General features: G+C 71.4%; 5 protein-coding genes. 1 reads left to right on the forward strand and 4 read right to left on the reverse strand.

The window, feature by feature from the left end; translation table 11 throughout:
• The first annotated feature begins 215 nt into the window (after positions 1-215).
• Positions 216-1,880 (forward strand): methyl-accepting chemotaxis protein, encoded by a 1,665-nt coding sequence (locus BLW43_RS10080; RefSeq protein WP_175478839.1) that lies wholly within the window; start codon positions 216-218, stop codon positions 1,878-1,880.
• A 402-nt stretch (positions 1,881-2,282) separates the two neighbouring features.
• Here the strand turns inward: BLW43_RS10080 and BLW43_RS10085 are convergent, their stop codons facing one another.
• The 4 genes from BLW43_RS10085 to BLW43_RS10100 form a co-directional block, all read right to left on the reverse strand.
• Positions 2,283-3,806, reverse strand: coding sequence for an esterase/lipase family protein (locus BLW43_RS10085; protein WP_093252588.1), 1,524 nt, complete (start codon positions 3,804-3,806; stop codon positions 2,283-2,285).
• On the reverse strand, positions 3,803-4,657 hold the full coding sequence (locus tag BLW43_RS10090; RefSeq protein ID WP_093252595.1) for a hypothetical protein: 855 nt from the start codon (positions 4,655-4,657) through the stop codon (positions 3,803-3,805). The genes BLW43_RS10085 and BLW43_RS10090 overlap by 4 nt, the downstream gene beginning before the upstream one ends.
• Before the next feature lie 152 nt (positions 4,658-4,809).
• The gene (locus BLW43_RS10095) at positions 4,810-5,109 is read right to left on the reverse strand and encodes a hypothetical protein (protein WP_093252598.1); all 300 of its coding nucleotides are present in this window, start codon (positions 5,107-5,109) and stop codon (positions 4,810-4,812) included.
• Between the two features lie 7 nt (positions 5,110-5,116).
• A complete protein-coding gene (locus BLW43_RS10100) occupies positions 5,117-5,539 on the reverse strand; it encodes a hypothetical protein (protein ID WP_139284028.1) in 423 nt (140 codons plus the stop codon).
• Between the last annotated feature and the right edge of the window lie 590 nt (positions 5,540-6,129).

A 6,129-nucleotide genomic window follows, 5' to 3' on the forward strand; every position in this document is an offset into this window, starting at 1 on the left:
GCGTGATGATTTTTAAGCGAATTTCGCGGATGGAAATCCAGTTTCAAAAAATTTGAATGCGTCTTGCTTGATTTAGCAGCGGCATCGAGAGATTGATTGTCAACCGAGACGATAGGGCCATTGACAATCTAAGATATGGATCACTGCGCAATTTGTTCATCAATAAACTGTCTGATGCCGACCCGCATAAAATGCGGAGTCTGGAGGAAAGTCGGATGAAAGCTGCATCGCATTCGAACACCCACGAAACGCCGAGCCCCATGATCGGCGGGCGCATGCTCAGCCTGCTGGCGCTCTCGCCCGGGGTGACGGCGGTCGCCTATGCGTTCGCCAGCGGCGGCCTCGGGGCGCTCGATCTCGCGGTCGCGTGCGCGGTTCTGGCGCTGTCGGGCGTCGTCTCCGTCGGGGTCCGTCGCATGGGCGCGGCGACCGGCCAGCCCATTGCGGAGACCGCCGCCGGGCGGCAGCGGCTCGCGATGGACGCCTGCACCGCCAACCTGATGGTCGCCGACGAGACCCTCACGATCGTCTATGTCGCGCCAGCGCTCCAGGCGACGCTCGCCGCCTCGAGCGGGTGGTGGAGCGCGCGGGAGAAGCCGGTGGACATCTCCCGCCTCGTCGGCCAGAACATCGACGTCTTCCACGGGAACCCGTCGCACAACCGCTCGATGCTGGAGCGGATGGTTGCGCCGATGACCGCTGACATCGCCTTCGACGACCGGCGCTTCGATCTCAGGGTCGCGCCGCTGACAGAGGACGGCCGGCTGCGCGGCTATGTCGTGGAGTGGCGGGAGACGACCAACGAGGCCCGCTCGCAGGCCGAGATCGCGCGCATCATCAACGCGGCGGCGCAGGGAGACTTCGAGGCGCGGGCCGACGAGACTGCGCTCACCCCCGCCGGCGCCGAGGTCGCGACGTCGATTCACAAGGTATATGATACCGTGTCGTCATATCTCGGAGAGCTTTCCGCGGTCATGCGCGCGCTGGCCGACGGGGATCTGACGCGCCGCATGCCGGCGGGGCAGGGCGCGTTCGGCGACGTATCGCACGCCGTGAACGAGACGAACGAACGCCTCGGGGAGATCGTGGGCGGCATCCGCCGGACCAGCGCCTCGGTTTCCGGCGCCACCGCGGAGATCGCCCAGTCGGCCAGCGCCCTGTCCGGCCGCGCCGAGAACCAGGCGGCCGCGCTGGAGGAGACCGCGGCGACGATGGAGGAGATGTCGGCGACGGTGAAATCCAACGCCGAGAACGCCTCGCGCGCCGACTCGCAGGCGCGCGAAGCCGCGTCCTTCGCCGCGAAGGGGCGCGACGTCGTCGGCAAGGCGGTGGACGCCATGGGCAGCATCGAGGCGAGCTCGGCGCAGATCGGCGAAATCATCGCGATGATCGACTCGATCGCCTTCCAGACCAATCTGCTCGCGCTGAACGCGAGCGTCGAGGCGGCCCGCGCCGGCGAGGCCGGACGCGGCTTCTCGGTGGTCGCCTCGGAAGTGCGCATGCTCGCCCAGCGCTCCGCTGACGCCGCACTCCAGATCCGGAACCTCATCGCCGAGAGCGCCGCCCATGTCCGAACCGGCGTCGGGCTCGTCCGCGGCACCGGCGATGCGCTGAGAACCGTCGCCGACTCGATCGACGGGCTCGCAAAGTCGATCGCCAGCATATCCGAGGCGAGCCGCGAGCAGAGCGGGGGCGTCGAGGAGATCTCGTCGGCGGTGAGCCAGATGGACCAGATGACCCAGGCGAACGCTGCGATGGCCGAGCAGAGCGCCGCCGCCGCGCAGTCGCTTCAGGCGGAGGCGGCGGAACTCGACCGTCTTGTAGCGACGTTCGTGACCGCGAACGCGAACGCGCGTCCGCGCGCCTTCGCTGCGGAGTAGAAACCCGCCGGACCCCGGACCCCGGATCGCGGGCCGCAGCGCGAGAGCTTCGGCCCGCGGCCCCGCGGGTCGGGCGCGCGCGAGGGCGCGGCGAAGCGACGACGGCCCGCCGGCTTTCGCCGCCCCGCCATGATCGTCGTCACGATCCTGCTGGTGATGATCGGCGGCGCGGCGTCATGGTCGTGACTGACGCCAGCCCGCCCCGCCGCTCAGCGTCGCGATCCAGGCCGCGCTGGGTTCTGCGCGCCGGCTGCCCGCGCGCGCCGGGGGGCATCGTCGCCGGGCGGCGCGGCTTGGCAGGCCTTCCGGGCGCGGCGGCGGAAGCGGTCGGGCGCCGGCGTTGGCCGAGGCGCCGGCATGGACGACGCCGACGCGCCGCGGCGACGGGTGTGGCAGGGCGCTTCACGGCCCCGTCCGCGCGCCGAAATGCCGAAAAACGATCTGCTGGATCGCGGCGGTCAGGAACGCCCTCACCTGTGGGTGGTTGAGCGCCATCTGATGCTCCACGCCCCGTTTGGCCGCGGCGGCCGGCGTCGGCAGCGCCCGACCTGAACCCGCCGGCACCGTGCCGTCGCCTTCGCCGTCGGCCGGCTCGATGTCGGCCACGAGCGGGTCTGGCGGCCCCCCGCCGGCGCCGGTCACCCTGCAGCTTCCCACGCCGTCATCGCTCGACGCGACGAGGTTGGCGGACCGCGCCCAGGTCTGGGCCGCTGCGGAGGGCGTGGTCTGGTAGACGGTCGGCATCGGATAGCCGGGCGCCATGGCCAGTTGCGTGATCGTCCAGGTCGCCCGGTCCCACGAGAGATGTCCGCGGCCCTCGCCCCATGTCGTGTAGGTGACGGGATGGCGGCGCAGGGCCAGGTCGTCGTGAAAGCTCTCGGCGACGGCGAGATTGTCGAGGTAGCTCATCCACGGCGTCACGCGCCGGCGCGGCCCGCCCGGGTCGATCAGCGCCTCGTCGACCATGCGCCAAAGGGCATGGCGCTCGCGATAGATCTCGGCGTAGGGATCGCCCGAGAGCGGCCGCTCGATCAGCGCCCGTCCGCCCATCATGACGCTGAGCCAGCGGTCGCGGCCGGCGTTGTCGCGATAGCCCTTGTTCGGCAGAAGCTCCAGACCGCCCGGCGAATTCGCCAGCACCGGCGTCGTCTCGGCGGCGTTCCAGCCCAGCACCAGCGAGGCCGCGCCCTCGAAACCGGCGCGCATCCGCTTGTAGGTCGCCGCGGCGCCGGTCACGGGCTGCACGGTGTGGATCGCGCCGGCGACGACGTCCTCGGCCCCGTGCAGCATCATGGCCGAACGCGAGGCGAGCCCGCCCATGGAGTGGCTGACGACGATGACCTTTTCGCAGAACGTGTCTTCGCCGTCGTTCTCCGCCACGATGGCGCGCAGCCGCCGGGCGATGCGGTCGCCGCTCTCGCGGTTCGAGGCGCTCCAGTTGTAGCCGATGGCGTAGACGGGGAAGGTGAAGTACCGGCTCGCCCGAGGCCAGCCGAGCGAAGGCGCGAGCGACGCCCATCTCAGGAAACCGCCATAGGACGACCAGTGGACGCCGCCCCAGCCCCGGTCGATGGCGCGCCGAGCCTCCGCGTCTGACCCGCTGATGTTGCTGCGCATCCGGCGCAGCTGACCGGGGTCGACCTCGAGGAACCCCGGATCATGGGCGTCGCCGATCAGCCGGCGCTTGCGCTCGCGCCCGCTCGCCCGCGTCCAGCTCCACAGGGTCGAGACGGTCGAGCCGGGGCCGTCGGGCGGATCCCACACCACATCGCCAGAGCCGCTCTGGCGCAGGCGCGACCCCATGATCCCCGGCACGAGGACGATCGGCAGCGCTTCGCGAACGACATGGATTTCATGGGTCTCGTCGGTGGCGCCGATGAAGGTCCGGTCCTTCACCTCGTGCCAGCGAAGGCGCTCGACGCTCATCGAAGCGGCGGGAACGCCGGGCGCGCGGCGGCGAGCAGACGGTCCCAGTCATGCCGCACGGCTTCCTGATCCGCCCCGGGCTGTGCAGCGAGCTCGATCTCCAGCCGCGGATCCGCCCGCGTCTCGGCCGCGCCGGGGGCTATGAAGACGCTGAGGCTCTCGCCATCCGCGCCCAGCAGCGTCGCCTGCTCGCCCTGCAGACCGGCGACCGTCACGGGCCCGCGCGCCGTCACCGACAGCGGAGCTCCCGCCTGACGCGCGGCGTCGCGCACCGCCTCGAGGCGCTCCGCCAGATCGCCATCGATCTGCGGGCCGTTGGCCTCGACCCGGATCACAAGGCCGACGCCGCCGGCTCCCTCCAGTCGCGCCACGGATCTTTCGGCATAGCCGCGGAAGGGCGCCCGGATCACGCCGCCGTCCACGCAGAACGCCTCGGCGCCGGTCGTCTCAAGGCTGGCGCCGGGCTCAAGCGCCGCGTCGAGCGCGGCGATATCCTCCATGGCCGCCTCGACGCCGTCTTCCGGCGCGTCGAGACCATAGCGCCAGCGCGCCCCGTCGCGCAGCGCATGCCCCTCGACGCGCAGCACCGGCGATGCGACGGGCGCCTTTCTGAAAGCGGCGATCCAGAGCGCATCGCCGATCGTCCGCACCGCCACCGGCGCTGACGGCGCGGCCGAGCCCCTGAAGCCCGGCCGCGCGGCGAGATCGGCTTCGACCGAAGCGGCAAGCGCATCCAGCGAAACATGGTCGGCCGGCGCGGTGCGCGACACCGCGACGCCGTCGACCACGTCCTCGCGCCCCCTGACCCGATAGGCGCCCACGTCGAAGGCCAGCGGTCCCAGACAAAGCATCGTCTCTCCTCTCCGCCCGTCCCCGGCCTCCACAGCGGCCTCCGCCGACGCGCAAAGGACAGTCAGCGCGGCCAAGGCGAGGGCTTGCGCCCACACGCGCGCCGTAGCGCAGCAAATCGCCCATGACCGCGCCGCGCCTGGCGTCGCGCGGGTCACAATGTCAGGGCCGGCACAGGCCCCAGCGCGTTGAAGTCCGGGAAGGCGAACTCGCAGCACCCGGCCGGCATCCGGTCCCAGCGTCTCGCGCCGCCGGACAGGCGCGCGGCCTCCTGCCGGTCGGTCAGGGTCGCCGCCACAGGTTCGTCGCCGTAGTTCGACTCGACGTCGGCCATGCGCAGAAGGACCGCCACCCAGTGATCCACGCAGGGCGTCACGCTGGCGTCCTCGGGCGCGGGCTGGAAGCTTTCGCACGCGCCGTCCCGAAGGTCGCAGGCGGGGCCGTCACCGCTCATTTCAGCCTCACGGCGCTAGCCACCACGGCAGGGCCGCCGGGCCGCCCGCGTCGGGCGCGTCCTCGCCGAGCAGGCGCGCATCCAGCCTGGCGCGATCTTCGGGATCGAGACGGTCGACCATCGTCACCATGCGCGCATCCGCCATGCTGCGATCCTCGCCCAACGCCTCGGCCACCGCCGGATCCAGGTCGAAATCGAGCCCCGCGAGGCAGGCGAACCCCACATAGACGGCCAGCGCGTCCCGCCGCGCCAGTCCACGCGCCCGGCCCTTCGCCAGCGCCCTGTCGACAAGGACGCTCAGCGCCCCCGGCGCGGCCACCCGACCCTGCGCGCGCAGTCGGGCGGCGATGAAGGCACGCAGTTCCGCCCGGAAAGCCTCACGCGAGACTTGCTCGCACCGCGACATCTGCGCCGCCCTGATCCTGATCACGCAACCACCCCAACCGCAATCACCGACCACCCTGCGGCCAAAATGCCGGACGGCGCCGGCTGTGCCAAGCGGCTTTCTCCGGGTAGTTCATGAAAGCGTGGATCGTCGCGTCTCCTGCGGGCTGGCCTGGCCGCTGTCCCGCATCCGGCGGCGCCGGGGTCGTCGGCTGAGTTGCGCTGAACCCGAACCTTTGGCCGCCCGGCGGGAAGCGCGGCCGGATGTCGCCGATCGTCAGCAACCGACGCTTGCGGCCCGTGGCGCGCTGGCGGCGGCGGGCTTTACCTGGCCCCCCCCCCGCGGAACGCCCTTGCTCATGAGTTGGCGATCTTGTCGTTGTGGGCCTTATTGGTCCGGTTGGTGTACTCGATCGGCGTGACCCCGCCCAGAACCGTGTGGGGGGCGGGCGGCCGTGACGTCGTCGCGCCGCTCCGAAGCGTCGTCGCCGGCCGCCGGGGCGGATTTCACGGCCCCCGCCGCTCGGTCTCTGACGTTACTGCGCGCCGCTGCGCCCCGCATTCGGCGGCGAGAAAGTCGAGCAGGGCGCGCACCGAGGGCAGCAGGCCCCGGCGCGACGGGAACACGGCGTGGAC

Source organism: Rubrimonas cliftonensis (assembly GCF_900107585.1).
Classification (GTDB): Bacteria; Pseudomonadota; Alphaproteobacteria; order Rhodobacterales; family Rhodobacteraceae; genus Rubrimonas; species Rubrimonas cliftonensis.

Excerpts from the sequence above, each read along its gene's own strand:
- BLW43_RS10080 (WP_175478839.1), top strand. The coding sequence starts at position 216 with ATGAAAGCTGCATCGCATTCGAACACCCACGAAACGCCGAGCCCCATG.
- BLW43_RS10085 (WP_093252588.1), bottom strand. The coding sequence starts at position 3,806 with ATGAGCGTCGAGCGCCTTCGCTGGCACGAGGTGAAGGACCGGACCTTC.
- BLW43_RS10090 (WP_093252595.1), bottom strand. The coding sequence starts at position 4,657 with ATGCTTTGTCTGGGACCGCTGGCCTTCGACGTGGGCGCCTATCGGGTC.
- BLW43_RS10095 (WP_093252598.1), bottom strand. The coding sequence starts at position 5,109 with ATGAGCGGTGACGGCCCCGCCTGCGACCTTCGGGACGGCGCGTGCGAA.